The following is a 17003-nucleotide window of genomic DNA, read 5'->3' as shown; positions in this document are numbered from 1 at the left end:
TCAGCCGCGCAGCAGCTCGCCTGAAATGACCATGCGATGAATCTCGTTCGTTCCCTCGTAGATTTGCGTCACCTTCGCGTCGCGGAAGTACCGCTCCGCTGGCAGCTCATCGGCAAGCCCGCTGGCTCCGCACCACTGCAGCGTCTTGGTCGCGATGCTCATGGCGGTGTCGCTAGCGAACATCTTCGCCATCGAAGCCTCCTTCGTGCAGCGGATGCCCCGCTCGTGCAGAGCTGCCGCGCGATAGACGAGCAGCGCGGCAGCCTCAACCTGCCCCGCCATGTCGCGAAGCTCGGACGCGGCTCTGCTCCGCTGCCGCGCAGGCATCGCCGTCGCCTGCTGCTCGGCAAGCTCTAGCGCTCCCCGCGCAATGCCGAGCGCTTGCGCGCCGATGCCAATCCGCCCGCCGTTCAAGGCGGACTTGGCAATGGCGAAGCCTTGCCCTTCCTGCCCAAGCCGTCTTGACGCGGGCACGATCGCTTCTTCAAGAATGAGCTCGCATGTATTGGAGCCGTGGAGCCCCATCTTCTTCTCTTTCTTGCCGACGCGAAAGCCCGGTGTGCTCTTATCCACGAGAAACGCGGTAATGCCGCCGCGATTGCCCGTATAACCATCCTGCACCGCAGCGAACAAAATGTAATTGTCCGCTTCGCCGCCATTCGTAATGAACAGCTTTGAACCGGACAGCACATACGTATCCGAATCCCGAACGGCAGCCGTTCGGATCGTGGACGCATCCGAGCCTGCATGCGGCTCTGTTAACGCAAAGGCGCCGAGCCACTCGCCGCTAGCCAGCTTCGGCAAATACCTCTGCTTCTGCTCATCGGTGCCGTGATACACAATCGGCAGCGTCCCGACTGACGTATGCACCGACAGTATGACACCGACTGCCGCGCTTACGCGTGACAGCTCCTCAATCGCCAATATATACGAGGTCAGCGTAAGACCGCGGCCGCCGTATTGCTGCGCAATCGGTATACCCATAAATCCAAGGCGCCCCATCTCATCGATAATCGCCCTCGGAAATGTGTCGTGTTCCTCCATAGCAGGAACCGCCGAGGCAACAGCGTTTGCCGCGAACGTCCTCACGCTGCTCCGCAGCAGCTCCTGATCCTTCGTAAATTGCAGCTTCACAAGAAGAAGTCATCCCCCTTCATAGGCATAAAATCCCCGTCCGCTCTTGCGTCCCAGCCATCCGGCATGTACATAGCTGCGCAGCAACGGGCACGGTCGGTACTTCGAATCGCCGAAGCCGTCATGCAGCGTCTCCATAATCGCAAGGCATGTATCGAGCCCGATCAGATCCGCAAGCGCCAGCGGTCCCATCGGATGGTTCATCCCGAACCGCATGACGCCGTCGATTGCTTCGATGGATGCAACACCTTCGTACAACGTGTAGATCGCCTCGTTAATCATTGGCATCAGAATGCGATTGGACACGAAGCCGGGAAAATCACGCACTTCCAGCGCCGTCTTCCCCATCCGCTCTGCTAGCTCCGCCACCGAAGCATAGGTAGCATCCGAGGTACGCAATCCGCGAATCACTTCGACGAGCTTCATGACAGGCACCGGGTTCATAAAATGCATCCCGATGACACGCTCCGGCCGGCTCGTCACCGAAGCCAGCTCCGTGACCGGCAGCGAGGACGTATTGCTCGCAAGTATCGTGTGCGCCGCAACAAGGCCATCCAGCTCCGCAAGCAGCGCCTTCTTCGCGGGCATGCTCTCAATGATCGCCTCGATGACGAGGTCAACGCCTCCGGCAGCTTCTTCTAAGCTGCCAGCCGCGACAATACGAACGAGCGCTTGCTCCGCCAGCTCCTGCGTCCACTTGCCTTTGGCGGTTCCGCTGGCAAGCTGCTTCTCGATGCCTGCCAGCGACCTTGTTATCCGCCCCGGTTCGGCATCGTATAGCCGCACCTGACAGCCTGCTTGCGCTGCAACTTGTGCAATTCCACTACCCATCTGACCCGTGCCAATAACGGCGATATGATTAATGATCACTAAACTCGTTCACCTCCTGAAGCGCGTTTATGGCAAGTGTGCCGAGTGCGATGAACAACAGCTCAGCTGCTGCCTCCTACTCGTACCAGCACCGCGTCTCCTTGACCGCCGCCGCTGCATATCGCCGCGATGCCAAGACCGCCGCCTCGGCGCTCCAAGCTGTTAATGAGCGTCAGTATAATACGCGCGCCGCTTGCGCCGACCGGATGACCGAGTGCAATAGCGCCGCCATGCACGTTCACTTTGTCCGGTTCGAGACCGAGCAGCTTGCTGCAAGCCAGCACAACGACGGCGAACGCTTCGTTAATCTCGAAGAGGTCAATTGCGCCTAGCGCCAGCCCCTGCTTCGCCAACAGCTTCTGCACTGCGAATGCAGGCGCAATTGGGTAATTGCGCGGCTCCACGCTGACCGCCGCATGCCCGAGCAGCTCCGCATGGACGGATAAACCGTCCCGCAGCGCTCTCTCCTTCGAAGCGACGACGAGCGCAGCCGCTCCGTCGTTCAGCCCTGGGGCGTTACCGGCGGTTATCGTGCCGGAGCTGCCGCCTTTGAACACCGGAGCGAGCGCGGCCAGCTTCTGCGCGCTTGTATCTCCGCGCGGCGCTTCGTCGGTATCAATGGCGAATACGTGACTCTTCGTCTGAGCCGGTGTGCCAGATGACAACGGGACCGGAATGATCTCCGGGAGGAATATCCCCTGCATGCCCGCCTGCACCGCGCGTTCATGGCTGCGCAGTGCCCACTCGTCCTGCTCGAGTCTTGTAATACCGTAATCAGCAGCAATCGTATCCGCATAATCGCCCATATGCATATCGGCGAAGGCACAGCGCAGACCGTCCCGCTGCAGCAAATCCATCACTTTGTTGTCGCCCATGCGAAGGCCGAAGCGTGCATCCGGCAAGGCATATGGCACGCTGCTCATGCTTTCCATGCCGCCGGCAACGATCAGCTCCGCATCTCCTGCGGCAATAATCTGTGAAGCGAGCGTCACGCTCCGCATGCCGGAAGCGCACACTTTATTGATTGTCTCCGCAGGCACAGCAAGCGGAATGCCGCCGTAATCCGCCGCTTGCCGCGCCGGATTCTGCCCCGCTCCCGCTTGAACCGCCATGCCCATTAACACTTCGTCCACCGACTGCGGCTGGACTCCGCTCTTCTGCAGCGCCCCTTGGATCGCGATACCTCCAAGCTGGACTGCCCTCATTCCCTTTAATGCTCCGCCAAACTTGCCGAAGGCGGTACGCGCCCCTCCGGCAATTACAAGCTCAGCCATTGGCATGGCGATGGCGTCCCCCCTTCCTGCGCGGCAGCTTCGGCACGGCAAGCTCGAGCCCCTTGCAGATTTGCACGGCTTTGGCATCTCGCATGTACCGCTCCACCGCAAACTCCTTCATATACCCGTAGCCGCCGAATACTTGCACAGCTTGAATCGTCGACGTCACGGCCGCATCCGCTGCAAAAGCAAGCGCCAGTACCGACTTTCTTTCATCTGCAGCACCTTCGGCGTCCTCTCCATGTGCCGCTTGATACACGAGCAGCCGCGAAGCGTCCGCCGCCGTCCGCATATCCGCAAGCATAAAAGCAACCGCCTGATGCTTCGCAATCGGCTTGCCGAACTGCGTCCGCTCCATCGCATACGCGAGCGCCGCATCCGCCGCTCCTTGCGCTATGCCTGCCGCAACTGCCGCGAGCCCATAACGAACGCTTGCCGCCGCTTGCCTTGCGATCGCGCTGCCCTGCCCCTCGCGTCCGATCCGCTGCCGCTTCGGGATGCGGCTCTGCGTGAACTTGAGATGCGCCATACCTGCCGAGCGAAGTCCCAGCTTCTTCGTGACCGGCTGGATAACGAGGCCTGGGCAATCTCTGTCCACGACAAACGCACTGTAGTGCTTCCTTCTGCCCGCCTTGCTCTGCCCTGTCTCCGCATAGATGATGAAGAAGTCGGCTGTTGTACCGCCGAGGACATATTTTTGCACACCGTCGAGCACATAGCCTTCCTCATCCGCCTCCACTTCCACTTGCGCCTGTGCCGCTACGCCGACTCGCAGCGAGGTGCTTCCGGATACCGTTCCCGGAAGGACGCCTGAACCAATGCGATTGCCTTCAATCAGCGCCTTCAGGTAGCTCCGCTTCGTCTCCCCGCTGCCATACGTATAGAGCGGCCAAGCCGCCAAATAAACATGCGCCCATAATGCCGCTCCGAGCGACGCGCTGACACGGGATAGCTCCTCCAGCACAAGCACGAAGCTTACGAAGCCGCCTCCTGCGCCGCCTACAGCCTCGGGCCAAGGCAAGCCTGCAAATCCGAGCTCCGCCATCGTTTGAAATGATTGTCGATCGAACAATTCCGCTTCATCCAGACTGCTTGCCGCACGAGCAATTTCATTTTCTGCAAAACGGGCCGCCATTTCGCGAATCATGAGCTGTTCCTCTGTAAGCTGAAAATCCATCTTGTACGCTCCTCCCTCTTCGGCTAAAGACAGAGCGCTGCTTCACTATGGGTGCTTATTACATCGTATTTTCGCCGGAGCGGATTCATGATAGAGTGGGGATAAAGCTGCTTGTTTTGACAATTCGAGGAACGGAGTTGTTCGGGTGTATGAGCGTTGCACGAGAGGTTGATTTCGAAGCGCGGGATGAAGCATTATCAGGTGCTTTCCGTGAGGCTTGCCGGGCGGTAAAAGCTGGCGAGGTGGAGCGATTGGAGGAGCTGCTGCGGGAGCATCCAGCGCTTGCGGAGGCGCGCTCCAAGCAAGGACGCACGCTGCTGCATCATCTTTGCGATTGGCCCGGCCATTATCCGCGCCAGCTGGAGATTGGACAGGCTCTGCTTGCGGCAGGCGCGGATGTGAACGCTCGCGCGATTGACCTCGAGCGAGGCGAAACCGGGCTTCAATGGGCCGCGAGCAATGACGATGTGGCAATGGCGTCGCTGCTGCTGGATACTGGCGCATCCATTAATGGATTGAACGACGACCGTCGGCCGCTGGCTCAGGCGATCTGGTATGGCAACACGAAGGTGCGCGATCTGCTGCTCGCTCGCGGCGCAGCGCTCGACCTTGAGCTGGCTGCCGCCGTAGGGCGCGTTGATTTGCTGCCTGGCTTCTTCGGCGAAGACGGCCAGCTGCTTGCGAGCGCCGGCGTGCACCGGGAGCCGGTCAATACGCCGATGACCGGCGAGCCTGTGGCGAATGAGCTGCTGCAGCAGGCGCTCATTTACGCTTGCATCGGCGGCAGCGTGGAAGCCGTTGCGTACTTGCTCGATCGCGGCGCGGACGTGAACGCGGTCCCGCGCGGCTTCGATGAGACCGGCGGAGCCGCGCTGCACTGGGCAGCAGCGTCAGGCAATGTCGCGCTGGTGGAGATTCTGCATAGCCGCGGCGCAGACCTCGGCAAGCGCGACCGCCGGTATAACGCCACGCCCGATGGCTGGGCGAATTACTTCAAGCGGGCAGAGGCCGAAGCGCTGCTGAAGCGGCTCGGGGGATAAAATTTAAGAAAGAGGAGCATCAAGTGCTTCTCTTCCTGATAACTAGTCCTTTCTGGGTCAGAGTGGTACCTCGTACCACTCTTCGCTTATTACCGGGCAATTTCCACTCATGTGTGGTACCTCGTACCACTCTTTGCTTGATTCCGGCCAAATTCCGCTCATGTGCGGTACCTCATATCACTCTTTGCTTGATTCCGGCCAAATTCCACTCATGTGTGGTACCTCATACCACTCTTTGCTGGATTCCGGGCAATTTCCACTCATGTGTGGTACCTCGTACCACTCTTTGCTTGATTCCGGCCAAATTTCGCTCATGTGTGGTACCTAGTACCACTCTTCGCTTGATTCCGGCCAAATTCCGCTCATGTGTGGTACCTCGTACCACTCTTTGCTTATTTCCGGGCAATTTCCGCCCATGAGTGCTACCTCGTACCACTCTTTGCTTGATTCCGGGCAATTTCCGCCCATGAGTGGTACTTCGTACCACTCTTTGCTTGATTCCGGTCGCTTAATACGGGTCGAATCGAAACAATGTAGCTGGTTTACTGGACCTCTTCGGCGTTTCTGAGTAACATTCCATGAATGTAGCTGGTCTGCTGGACCTCTTCGACGTTTTTGAGCAACTTTCCATGAATGTAGCTGGTTTGCTGCTCTTCGGTGTTTCTGAGTAACTTTCGGCCAATGTAGCTGGTTTGCTGGAACTCTTCGGCGTTTTGGAGTAACTTTCGGCCAATGTAGCTGGTCTAGTGGACCTCTTCCAATTTCTCCGAATAACTTTCGCTCAATGTAGCTAGTCTGCTGGACCTCTTCGGCATTTCTTCGCTGAATGTAGCTGGTCTAGTGGACCTCTTTGTCCGAGTCCCACTGAACCGAAGCAAACACTAGCTAGTTTTCAAACCTAATATGAAAGTTTGGCGGTAACAATGTACATCTGCAGGACAATCCACCTTCCTCCACCTAAACCAAACAATAAAAAAAAGACCTCCTGAACCCAGTTCAGGGTTCAGGAGGTCTTCCTATATCGGCAATCCGCCGGTCAATTACTGTACTGCTTTCTTCCAATCCGCAGCGAACTTCTCCATGCCTTGATCCGTTAGAGGATGCTTGGAGATTTGCTCGATGACCGAGAATGGAATCGTCGCAATGTGCGCGCCGGCCATCGCCACGCGAGTAACGTGGTCAGGGTGGCGAACGGATGCAGCGATGATCTGAGCTTCCAAGTTATGCGTGCGGAACAGCTCAGCCACTTTGGCAACTAATTGAACGCCATCTTCCGAAATGTCGTCCAGACGTCCAAGGAACGGAGAGACATAAGTCGCACCGGCGCGAGCCGCCAAGAGCGCTTGGTTCACGGTGAAGATGAGCGTGACATTCGTCTTAACGCCTTTCTTGCTCAGGTAACGGCAAGCCTCAAGACCAGCAAGCGTCATCGGCAGCTTGATCGTGATGTTCTTATCGTAGTTGTTAATCTTGATTAGCTCATTCGCTTGTGCGATCATCTCTTCTGCCGTCAGCGCGTCAGGCGTTACTTCAGCCGACACGGATTCAACCTCAGGCACTTCACGCAAAATCTCCGCGATCCGATCCTCGAACTTCACGCCTTCCTTCGCAACCAGGGACGGGTTCGTCGTTACGCCGGACAATACCCCGACTCTATACGCCTTCTTAATGTCTTCCAAATTCGCAGTATCTATAAAAAATTTCATCGCAATCTTACCTCCGCTTACGATTTATTTTTTTCACATTTGCTGAAAGGACGACGACAGCCGTTTACGCTTAACATTGTCGAATTTATCTGCTCACTCGTACAATTAACCCAACAATTGATTTGCCAGTCGAACTACATTATCTACTGAGAAGCCGAAGTACTCCAACACTTCTCCGCCTGGACCGGATGCGCCGAATGTATCAATCGACAGCACTGTACCGCTCGGTCCTACATAACGATCCCAACCAAGCGAAATACCTGCTTCAATCGCAACCCGCTTCGTCACCGCAGAAGGAAGCACCGACTCTTTGTAGCTTGCAGATTGACGCTCGAACAGCTCGCGGCTCGGCATCGCAACGACGCGTACGGAGACGCCGGACTTCTCAAGCTCAGCCTTCGCACCAACCGCCAGCGATACTTCGGAGCCTGTTCCGATCAGAATCACATCCGGATTCGCGTTCGTTTCCGTCAGTACGTAAGCGCCTTTGGACACCGCGTCGATGTTTCCTCTTGTCGATTCATATACCGGCAGGTTCTGTCTGCTCAGCACGAGAGCGACCGGTCCATCTTGCTGCTGCAATGAATATGCCCATGCGCTTGCAGTCTCATTCGCATCCGTCGGACGGATTACTGTAAGACCCGGAATTGTGCGTAGTGCTGCGAGATGCTCAACCGGCTCATGCGTTGGTCCGTCTTCGCCAACGGCGATGGAGTCATGCGTGAACACATACGTGACAGGAAGCTTTTGCAATGCTGCCAGACGAATCGACGGACGCAAGTAGTCGCTGAATACGAAGAATGTGCTGACAAAAGGTTTGACGCCGCCATGCAGCGCCATACCGTTGCCTGCCGCGCCCATCGCATGCTCACGAACGCCGAAGTAAACATTGCGTCCTGCATAAGATTCCACTGCGAACTTCTTCTCGCCGTTAATATCTGTCATCGTCGAGTGCGAAAGATCCGCGCTGCCGCCGAAGATCGAAGGTACGAGCTTCACATAGTGGTTAATCGCGTTGCCGCTCGCAACACGAGTCGAAACTTGTTTCGATGAATCAAATGTCAGGATGTCCGCAGCGTCGATCGTAACCGAACCGTCAATGACAGATGCAAGCTCCTTACCAAGGGCAGGATGCTGAGCTGTATACGCCGAGACCAGGCTATTCCACGCCGCTTCCTTAGCCGCGCCTTGCTCCTTCAGCCCATTGAAGTGCGTGCGAACTTCGCTTGGCACCGTGAACTCTTCTTCATAGTTCCAGCCATATACCGCTTTGGTAGCTACAGCTTCTTCTTTGCCGAGTGGATTACCGTGCACCTTGTGCGTACCTGCATTTTTGCTGCCGTAGCCGATGACAGTACGAACCTCGATCAAAGTCGGCTGCGAGTCATGCTGCTTCGCCGCTGCGATTGCCGCGCCGATCGCCTCGATGTCGTTGCCATCTTCAACGCGCAGGTACTGCCAGTTCGCGGAAGCCGCGCGGTGCTGCATTTGCTCGCCGAACGAGAGGTTCAAATCGCCATCGAGCGAAATATCGTTGGAATCGTACAGCACGACCAGCTTGCCGAGCTTCATATGACCCGCCATCGACATCGCCTCGTAGGAGATACCCTCCATCAAGCAGCCGTCTCCGACAAGAGCGAACGTATAGTGATCAACGACCGGGAAGCCGTCTTGATTGTATTTGGAAGCGAGATGCGCTTCTGCCATCGCCATGCCGACTGCATTGGCAATACCTTGACCAAGTGGTCCAGTTGTCGCATCGACGCCGTCTGTATGTCCGAACTCCGGATGACCCGGTGTCTTGCTGTTCAGCTTGCGGAACTGCTTCAGATCTTCAATGCTCACTTGGTAGCCAGTCAGATGCAAGAGGCTGTACAGCAAAGCCGAGCCGTGGCCCGCGGATAGAACGAAACGGTCGCGGTTGAACCATTTGGCATGTGCCGGGTTATGATTCAGATGATTCGCGAAGAGCGTGTACGCCATTGGCGCAGCTCCCATCGGCAATCCCGGATGTCCCGAATTCGCGCTGTTAATCGCATCGATGGACAATGTCCGGATCGTATCAATCGCTAATTGATCAATTGTTTGTGTTGTAGGCATAGTTTGTACCTTCTCCTTCTTTTAACTCATTTGATTGTTCCTGCTCTTGTTCTTGCTCCAATTCTGCATCTAACCACCAGCGGTGACCGTCTCTGGCGAGCAGCTCCTCGGATGCACGCGGTCCATAAGATCCTGCCGCATAAGGAAGCAGGGGAATGCGGTTTGCCTGATAAGCGTCGAGGATTGGCTGTACCCATTGCCAGGACAGCTCCACTTCATCCCAATGCGCGAAGAACGTCGGATCGCCGAGCATCGCATCGTGAATCAAATTCTCATACGCCTCCGGTACATCTTTGGAGCTTGTATGGAATTCGATATTCATCGGTTCAAAAGCACCCTTCTCCCGCGGGTCCTTCATATTCAACTGCAGCGTAATGCCTTCTTGAGGACCAATATCAATGACCAGCAGATTCGGCTCCAGCTGCTCCGACTGCTGCGTTCCTTGATGCTTCAGCGGTTCCTTGAACTCGACGACGATTCGCGTCGATTTCTCATGCATTCTTTTGCCGGTACGAATATAGAACGGAACGCCTCGCCAGAAATAATCGTCGATTTCAAGCTTGGCTGCGATAAACGTATCGTTCATCGACGTTTCCGGAATTCCCTGCTCGGATGTGTAGCCGACCAACGGTTTGCCTTGCAAGTTGCCTGCCGCATATTGGCCTCGTACGATCGAGGCTTCGATGTTGTCGCTATGCAGCGGCACGAGCGCTTCCATCACCTGCTTTTTCCGCAGACGAACCACTTCAGAGCTACCATTGCTCGGAATATGAATGGCCAGCATCATGAGGAGCTGCAGCATATGATTCTGGAACATATCTCTAACTGCACCCGAATGATCGTAATAGCCTGCGCGCTCTTCAACGCCGACCGTCTCATTCGCGGTAATTTGCACATTCGCAATGTGGCGATTGGTCCAGAGTGCCTCAATAACTGGATTCGAGCGCTGCAAATATTCTAATTTCTGAACCATCGGCTTGCCCAAATAATGGTCGATGCGGAATATCTCCTGCTCGGCAAAAGCATTGCTCAGCTTCTCATTCAGCTCTCTCGCCGATTGGAGGTCGTGGCCGAATGGCTTCTCGATAATCAGACGCTTCCAGCCGTCAGCGCCGCCAAGCCCGCTCGACTGAATATTCGCCGCGATCGTCTCGAAGAACTCCGGTCCAACGGATAGGTAGAACATACGATTCGGCGCAGCTTGTAGCGCCGCCTCACGTTCTTCAACACGGCGCAGCAGCTTCGTGTAATCTTCCTCGCGGTCGATGTTGAGCACACTATATCGGAACGCGCTTATGAAATTTTGCACGACTGCCTCGTCGCCTGGTTCTCTTCTGGAGAAGGTGCGAAGCGATTGCTCCACGTTCGCTTGGAACGTTTCATCCGTCAGCTCTCTTCGTCCAAGTCCGAATACGGAAAAAGACGACGGCAGCTTACCATCGATATATAAATTGTAGAGCGCCGGGTAGATTTTGCGCTTCGCCAAATCACCTGTCGCGCCGAACAGAATAAGTGTCATTGATTCCATGAGTAATCGTTCTCCTTCCTATGCCATGCAGCTGTCAGGCCGGCTCACTGATTGCTGGCCGATGTTTGCCGCTAGCTTCTCTTCTTTAATTACACTATAATACGATTAGCACATATACATGTAATTAATATATTTCACAGGAGCTATAGACCATGTCTATGAACATAAACTACGAGCTTTACAAAGTATTTTACTGGGCAGCGAAGACAGGCAGTCTCACGCAGGCAGCCAAAGCGCTGTACATTACCCAGCCAAGTGTCAGCCACGCGATTAAGCAGCTGGAGGACAACTTCGGCATCACGCTATTTTACCGTAACCCCAAAGGTGTCGCGCTGACGCAGGAAGGCGCTGTTCTGTATTCGTATATCGAGCAGTCGCAAATTCTCATCTCACTCGCAGAAGAGAAAATGGCCGCACTCAAAAATCTCGACAGCGGCGAGCTGCGAATCGGCGGCAGCGACTCTTTGTTCAAACATTATATCCTCCCCTATTTGGAGGATTATCATCGGAAGTACCCTGGCGTTAAGCTTCACCTGAACCACGGGACGACGCCTGAGGTGATTTCTTTTCTGAAAGAAGGACGTATTGATCTTGGCGTTGTTCGGATGCCGATTACCGATCCGCAGCTGGAAGTGCGGGAAAGCTTGCAGCTGCAAGACTGCTTCGTTGCAGGGCAGAAGTACGCCGAGCTCAAGGATGTATCGCTGTCGCTTGAGAAGCTGCAGCAATATCCCGTCATTCTCTTCTCGCGCAACAGCCGGGCACGGATGGCCATAACGGAGCTGTTCCAGAGCTACGGTCATACGATAAAGCCAGAGATTGAAGTGGGCAGCGTCGATCTGCTCATCGAATTGGCGCGCAAAGGCCTCGGCATCTCCTATGTAACGCGCGAGTTCGTGTCCAAAGAGCTGGAGGACGGATCGCTCTTCGAGATTAAGCTCGACGTGCAATTGCCGCCTTCACAGGTCGGCATTATGACGATGCGCAGCATGCCGCTGTCGAGCGCTGCGGTCAAGTTTATAGATATGATTGGGAATAGTTTAATTAGTTAGGAACGTACTATACTTCCTCCGGTGCCGCCTAAATTAGGCGGCATTTATAATGTAGTTGTTAATGTAAGCGCTTTAATAAACTACCGATAGGGGGAATTGCACACATGCAAGCAAGCATCAGAAGAGTGATTTCGCTTCTAATGGCCATCGCGTTGCTCGTTCCGCAAGGCTGGTTCGCACTTCGAGCCGAAGCGGCTGTAGACCCGGCAATTGTGCTTCAACAGAGCTTCGAGGATGGAGAGCTCGGCGGCTGGGATAAGCTGTCTTGGGGCGGTAACGGGGACGTTGCCGTTGTTACATCGGACTTTGCTTCTGATGGCAACAAGTCCCTGAAATTCTCGAACCGTGCAACGCGCAATAGCAGCCTGAGCCACGATATGCTCGGCTTGTTGCAATCAGATCATAAGTACGATATTTCGTTCAAGGTTCGATCTGGTCTTGGAAGCGATACGTTCCATCTCGCTTCCAAGGTTGTCTCAGCCGGTACGACGGACTACCCGTGGCTGATTGGCAACAAAACGGTCAATGACACGGATTGGACGACCTTTGAACTTAAAGGCTATCAAGTGCCCAGCAGTACAACTGAATTCCGGGTATGGATCGAATCCGACAGTACGTCCACTTCAACAGCGGATGTTTACTTGGACGAGGTCCTGATCAAGGATGTAACTCCTCCGGTTCATGCACCATCGACGGTCGTTCTGAACCAAAGCTTCGAAGCTGATGATAATGCGGTAGGCGGCTGGGAGAAATTGTCCTGGGGAGATGCCGGTGACGTTGCCGTTTCTACAGACAATGCTTCTGAAGGCAGCAAGTCGTTGAAGTTCACGAACCGGGCATCACGAAACAGCAGCTTGAGCCGTGACCTAACTGGACTTCTCGCATCTGATCATACTTACGATCTTTCGTTCAAGGTTCGACTTGGCCAGGGTTCCGATACTCTTCATCTCGCTTCGAAAGTGAAATCCGGCGGAACGGACAGCTATCCATGGCTGATCGGCAACAAGTCCGTTGCAGATAGCGCTTGGACCACATTCGAGCTGAAAGGCTACCAAGTGCCTAGCAATACGACCGAGCTCCGGGTCTGGTTCGAATCCGATAGCACTTCGACCTCTACAGCTGATTTATATCTGGATGAAGTGCAAATCAAGGATGTCACGCCCGGCTCCGGTTCCGGCGGCGAAGATCCGGGTGATCTGGATCAATCCGGTGTGAGCTCCGATTTCGAGGATGGCGTACAAGGCTGGGTTCCTCGCAATGCAGGCGACTCTGTAAGCGCATCTACCGCAGACAATCACACTTCGAGTGGCGCGCAGAGCTTGCTTGCGACAACTGAAGGCCAGTATGCCGGCCCTCTTCTTAATGTCCTTGGCAAAATGCACCGCAATTATCAATATGACTTGTCCGTATGGGTGAAGATGGCTCCAGGCCAAGCAGCAACCACTCTGCGTCTTAGCTTGCAGCATGGCGACAGTATGTACGCCAATGTTTCGGCTAACACCTCCGTTACTGACAGTGCATGGGTTAAGCTTTCCGGTACATTCACGATGACGCATACGCCAACAGTCTTGAATGCCTATGTAGAGACAGCGACAGACAACGGTGGCACGAGATCGTTCTATATGGATGATTTCCAATTGTCGTATATCGGCCCCGTTGATAACTCTTCCCTGCCGCTTCCTGTTCAGACTGACATTCCTTCTATGAAGGACGTATATGCAGGCGACTTCACAATTGGCGCAGCGGTATCTTCCGAGCAGCTGACAGGCGCAACCGCGGAGCTGCTAAAGAAGCATTACAACAGCCTCGTTGCAGAGAATGCGATGAAATGGGATGCGATTGAACCGACGGAAGGACAGTTCAACTTCACTGGCAGTGATGCGATTCGTCAGTTTGCCGTTGATAATGGCATGAAGATGCGCGGTCATACGCTGCTCTGGCATCAGCAGACACCTGCATGGGTGTTCAAAAATGCGGAAGGCGGCGACTTGACGAACAGCCCGGCAGATCAGCAAGTTTTGCTGCAACGTTTGGAGAACCACATTAAAGGTGTCGTCGAACATTTTGGCACGGATATCCAAACTTACGATGTGGTGAACGAGGTTATTGACCCTGCACAGCCAGACGGTTTCCGCCGCAGCAAATGGTACGAGATTCTCGGACCAACATACATCGATAAGGCTTTTGAATTCGCTCACGAGTATGCGCCGGCTGGCACAAAGCTCGTTATTAATGATTACAGCACGACGGATACCGCGAAGCGGAAGTTCCTTTACGATCTTGTCAAAGGCATGAAGGAGCGCGGAGTGCCGGTCGATGCGGTCGGTCATCAAATGCACATTAACATCGAGCGACCGACTGCTGATGAGATTAAGCAGACATTCGACATGTTCGCGGATCTCGGTGTGGAGAACCAGGTTACTGAGCTGGACATCAGCGTTTATACAGGCGCAGGCAATTACGCTTCGCTTCCTGAAGATGTGGATATTCAGCTTGGACACCGCTATGCAGAGGTCTTCGATGCATTCAAAGCGTCGAAGGATAGTTTGACTGGCGTAACAATCTGGGGGATCGCCGATGATCACACATGGTTGGACGGCCAAAATGGTCATACAAAGGACTTTCCTCTTCCATTCGATGCTAGAATGCAAGCGAAGCAAGCATACTGGGGCATTGTTGATCCATCGCAATTGAAAGTCATGACGAATCACCAGAGCGTAGCTCAAGGTACGCCTGTGATCGACGGTACTACCGAATTAGCTTGGAGCACTGTCAGCCCGATCTCCATTCCGGCAACGGGAGGCAATCCGCTTCGTGTTCAAGTTAAACCGTTATGGGATGCGAATCATCTCTATGTTTACGTCGATGTAATAGACCCTACCTCTGATACTTCGGATCAGATTGACCTCTACGTGGACGGCAATAATGGCAAAACGGCTACCTACGAAGGTGATGACGTGCACTATACATTGACACGGAATCATAGCGATGTCGAAGGCGTTACTTACTCCGTGGTCGAACGCAGCGGCGGTTATGTAATTGAGGCTGCTGTGCCGCTGGTTGGTGCTGCTGTTGATCAGCAGATCGGCTTCGATTTGACCGCGACAGATGGCGGCAATGACAGCCCGCATACGATTGCTTGGAATGATACAACTTTCAACCAGGCATCGAACACATCCAAGTTTGGCGTTTTCCAATTCATTAACTCTTCGAAGACAACCGATGCTATTCAAGGCACGCCGGTCATTGATGGTAAAGCTGATTCCATATGGTCAAAAGCCAATGAAATCTCTACAAACGTGTGGGTAACGGGGACTTCAGGTGCAACTGCTAAGGCAAAGACGATGTGGGATGGCGGCCATCTGTACGTCTATGCGGTTGTGACGGATAATCTGCTGAGCAAAGCAAGCGCGAATGCATACGAGGAAGATTCGGTTGAGATTTTCGTCGATGCAAACAATGGCAAGAGCTCTTCCTACGAGCCGGATGACGGTCAATATCGCGTGAATTTCGATAACGAGCAAAGCGGTGGCGGATCGACAAACCTATCCAATCTCCATTCGGCAACACGCCGTGTATCCGGAGGCTATGTGGTGGAAGCCGCAATTGACGTCGATTCTTCTTTTACAACGAAAGACAACCTGCTCGGCTTCGACTTGCAAGTCAATAATGACCAAGACGGAAACGGCGCTAGAAGCAGCGTCTCGATGTGGAACGACCCTACAGGAAGCTCGTGGCAGAACACATCCCGCTTCGGTGTAGTCCGTCTAATGGATGCACCTGCTGTGGACCACCAAACAGGCGGCGGTGGCGGCGGTCCTTCAGAAATGGTGGATCAGCCGAAGGTAGAAGGCGGCACAATCACGCCTACTGTTAAGTGGAGTGACGGTCATGTTACAGCAATTGTGACAAGAGACTTGCTTGAGGAGGCATTAGGGCAAGCACCTGCTGATACGAATGGCGAGAAGCTAGCGGTTATCGTTGTCGGTGCGCAGAGCGGCGCTAATTCCTATAGCGTCCAGCTTCCAGCTCAAATCTTAAGTGCAGCCGGAACCTATGAGATTAAGGTGAAAAGCGAGCTTGGCGATATTTTGCTGCCGAGTACGATGCTTGCAGGCACGAATCTAGGCAGTACCGATTCCGTTGCAATTCGTATTTCGAAAGCTCAGACGGATCGCTTAATCCCAGAGGTTGCAGCGCAAATTGGGGAGCATCCTATTGTGAACCTTGAGGTGCTTGCAGGTGACCAAGTGATTGCTTGGAACAACCCGCTCGCACCAGTAACTGTTGCTATTCCTTACAAACCGACAGCGGCAGAGCTTAGCAATCCGGACTCGATCGTTGTCTGGTACATTGCCGGCGATGGCAGCGTAACTTCGGTCCCGAATGGTCGTTATGATGCCGCAACTGGAACGGTCGTGTTCCAAACGACGCATTTCAGCACTTATGCGATAGCCTCCAATCTGAAAAGCTTTGGGGACATAGCTAGCGTGCCTTGGGCGAAGCAAGCGATTGAAGCGATGGCAGCGCGCGATGTGATCAAAGGAACGTCTGCGGACAGCTTCTCTCCTGCGGCTTCCATTAAGCGAGCAGACTTCATCGCACTGCTTGTAAGGGTGCTTGAATTGAAAGGTACGGCAGCGGGCAATGGGGCAGCAGCCTTCAAGGATGTGTCGCCGAGCGCCTATTACTATAACGAGTTGAGCATTGCGAAGGAACTCGGGATTGCTACAGGCTTTGGTGACCATACGTTCAAGCCGGGAAGCTCGATTACCAGGCAAGATATGATGGTGCTGGCAGCACGCGCACTGGCTGCAGCAGGCAAGCAGGTTGCGGCGGGAGGAAGCGTCAGCGCTTACTCTGACTCATCCAGCATCTCTGCTTATGCCAAAGACAGCGCAGCGGCTTTGGTGAAGACCGGAATCGTACTCGGCAATAGCGGCAAGCTCTCGCCGAACGATTCGCTCACTCGCGCTGAAGCGGCGGTTATGCTTTACCGCATGTGGAAGCTGTAGATTGTAGAGGAAACAGAAAGAACCAACCTTGTGGTGTTGGTTCTTTTTGTTGTGTTGGTTGTTGGTTGTTTGCTGCGTGGCGGTGAGAGCACGTATGTGTTCTCTCA

At 54.4% G+C, this 17003-nt stretch carries 10 protein-coding genes; 3 read left to right on the top strand and 7 right to left on the bottom strand.

The window, feature by feature from the left end:
* The 4 genes from AC0YNX_RS24450 to AC0YNX_RS24435 all read right to left on the bottom strand — a co-directional run bounded on the left by AC0YNX_RS24450 (window position 1) and on the right by AC0YNX_RS24435 (window position 4455).
* Window positions 1–1134, bottom strand: a complete 1134-nt coding sequence (locus tag AC0YNX_RS24450) for an acyl-CoA dehydrogenase family protein (RefSeq protein ID WP_475818309.1) — start codon at window positions 1132–1134, stop codon at window positions 1–3.
* 9 nt (window positions 1135–1143) lie between these two features.
* Window positions 1144–2004: a 3-hydroxybutyryl-CoA dehydrogenase gene (locus AC0YNX_RS24445; RefSeq protein ID WP_475818308.1), complete on the bottom strand. Its 861-nt coding sequence runs from the start codon at window positions 2002–2004 to the stop codon at window positions 1144–1146.
* A gap of 62 nt (window positions 2005–2066) precedes the next feature.
* The gene (locus AC0YNX_RS24440) at window positions 2067–3278 is read right to left on the bottom strand and encodes an acetyl-CoA C-acetyltransferase (RefSeq protein ID WP_475818307.1); all 1212 of its coding nucleotides are present in this window, start codon (window positions 3276–3278) and stop codon (window positions 2067–2069) included.
* Window positions 3271–4455, bottom strand: a complete 1185-nt coding sequence (locus tag AC0YNX_RS24435; RefSeq protein WP_475818306.1) for an acyl-CoA dehydrogenase family protein — start codon at window positions 4453–4455, stop codon at window positions 3271–3273. Before AC0YNX_RS24435 ends, AC0YNX_RS24440 begins: the two co-directional genes overlap by 8 nt.
* A 149-nt stretch (window positions 4456–4604) precedes the next feature.
* On the opposite strand from AC0YNX_RS24435, the gene AC0YNX_RS24430 reads away from it, so the two are divergent.
* A complete protein-coding gene (locus tag AC0YNX_RS24430) occupies window positions 4605–5495 on the top strand; it encodes an ankyrin repeat domain-containing protein (protein ID WP_475818305.1) in 891 nt (296 codons plus the stop codon).
* Window positions 5496–6535: 1040 nt separating this feature from the next.
* On the opposite strand, the gene fsa is transcribed toward AC0YNX_RS24430, so the two are convergent.
* The 3 genes from fsa to zwf form a co-directional block, all read right to left on the bottom strand.
* Entirely contained in the window at window positions 6536–7201 is a 666-nt protein-coding gene (gene fsa, locus AC0YNX_RS24425; protein WP_475818304.1) for a fructose-6-phosphate aldolase, read from the bottom strand.
* Between the two features lie 105 nt (window positions 7202–7306).
* Window positions 7307–9301 (bottom strand): transketolase, encoded by a 1995-nt coding sequence (gene tkt / locus AC0YNX_RS24420; protein WP_475818303.1) that lies wholly within the window; start codon window positions 9299–9301, stop codon window positions 7307–7309.
* A complete protein-coding gene (zwf, locus tag AC0YNX_RS24415) occupies window positions 9279–10829 on the bottom strand; it encodes a glucose-6-phosphate dehydrogenase (protein WP_475818302.1) in 1551 nt (516 codons plus the stop codon). Before zwf ends, tkt begins: the two co-directional genes overlap by 23 nt.
* A gap of 158 nt (window positions 10830–10987) precedes the next feature.
* Between zwf and AC0YNX_RS24410 the strand changes: the two genes are divergently transcribed.
* Together AC0YNX_RS24410 and AC0YNX_RS24405 are read left to right on the top strand one after the other, a co-directional pair.
* Window positions 10988–11881 (top strand): LysR family transcriptional regulator, encoded by an 894-nt coding sequence (locus tag AC0YNX_RS24410; RefSeq protein WP_475818526.1) that lies wholly within the window; start codon window positions 10988–10990, stop codon window positions 11879–11881.
* Between the two features lie 104 nt (window positions 11882–11985).
* Window positions 11986–16896 (top strand): endo-1,4-beta-xylanase, encoded by a 4911-nt coding sequence (locus AC0YNX_RS24405; protein ID WP_475818301.1) that lies wholly within the window; start codon window positions 11986–11988, stop codon window positions 16894–16896.
* The last annotated feature ends 107 nt before the right edge of the window (window positions 16897–17003 follow it).

It is taken from the genome of Paenibacillus sp. J31R98 (genome assembly GCF_056269245.1).
This window is presented reverse-complemented; position numbering and strand designations above follow the sequence as displayed.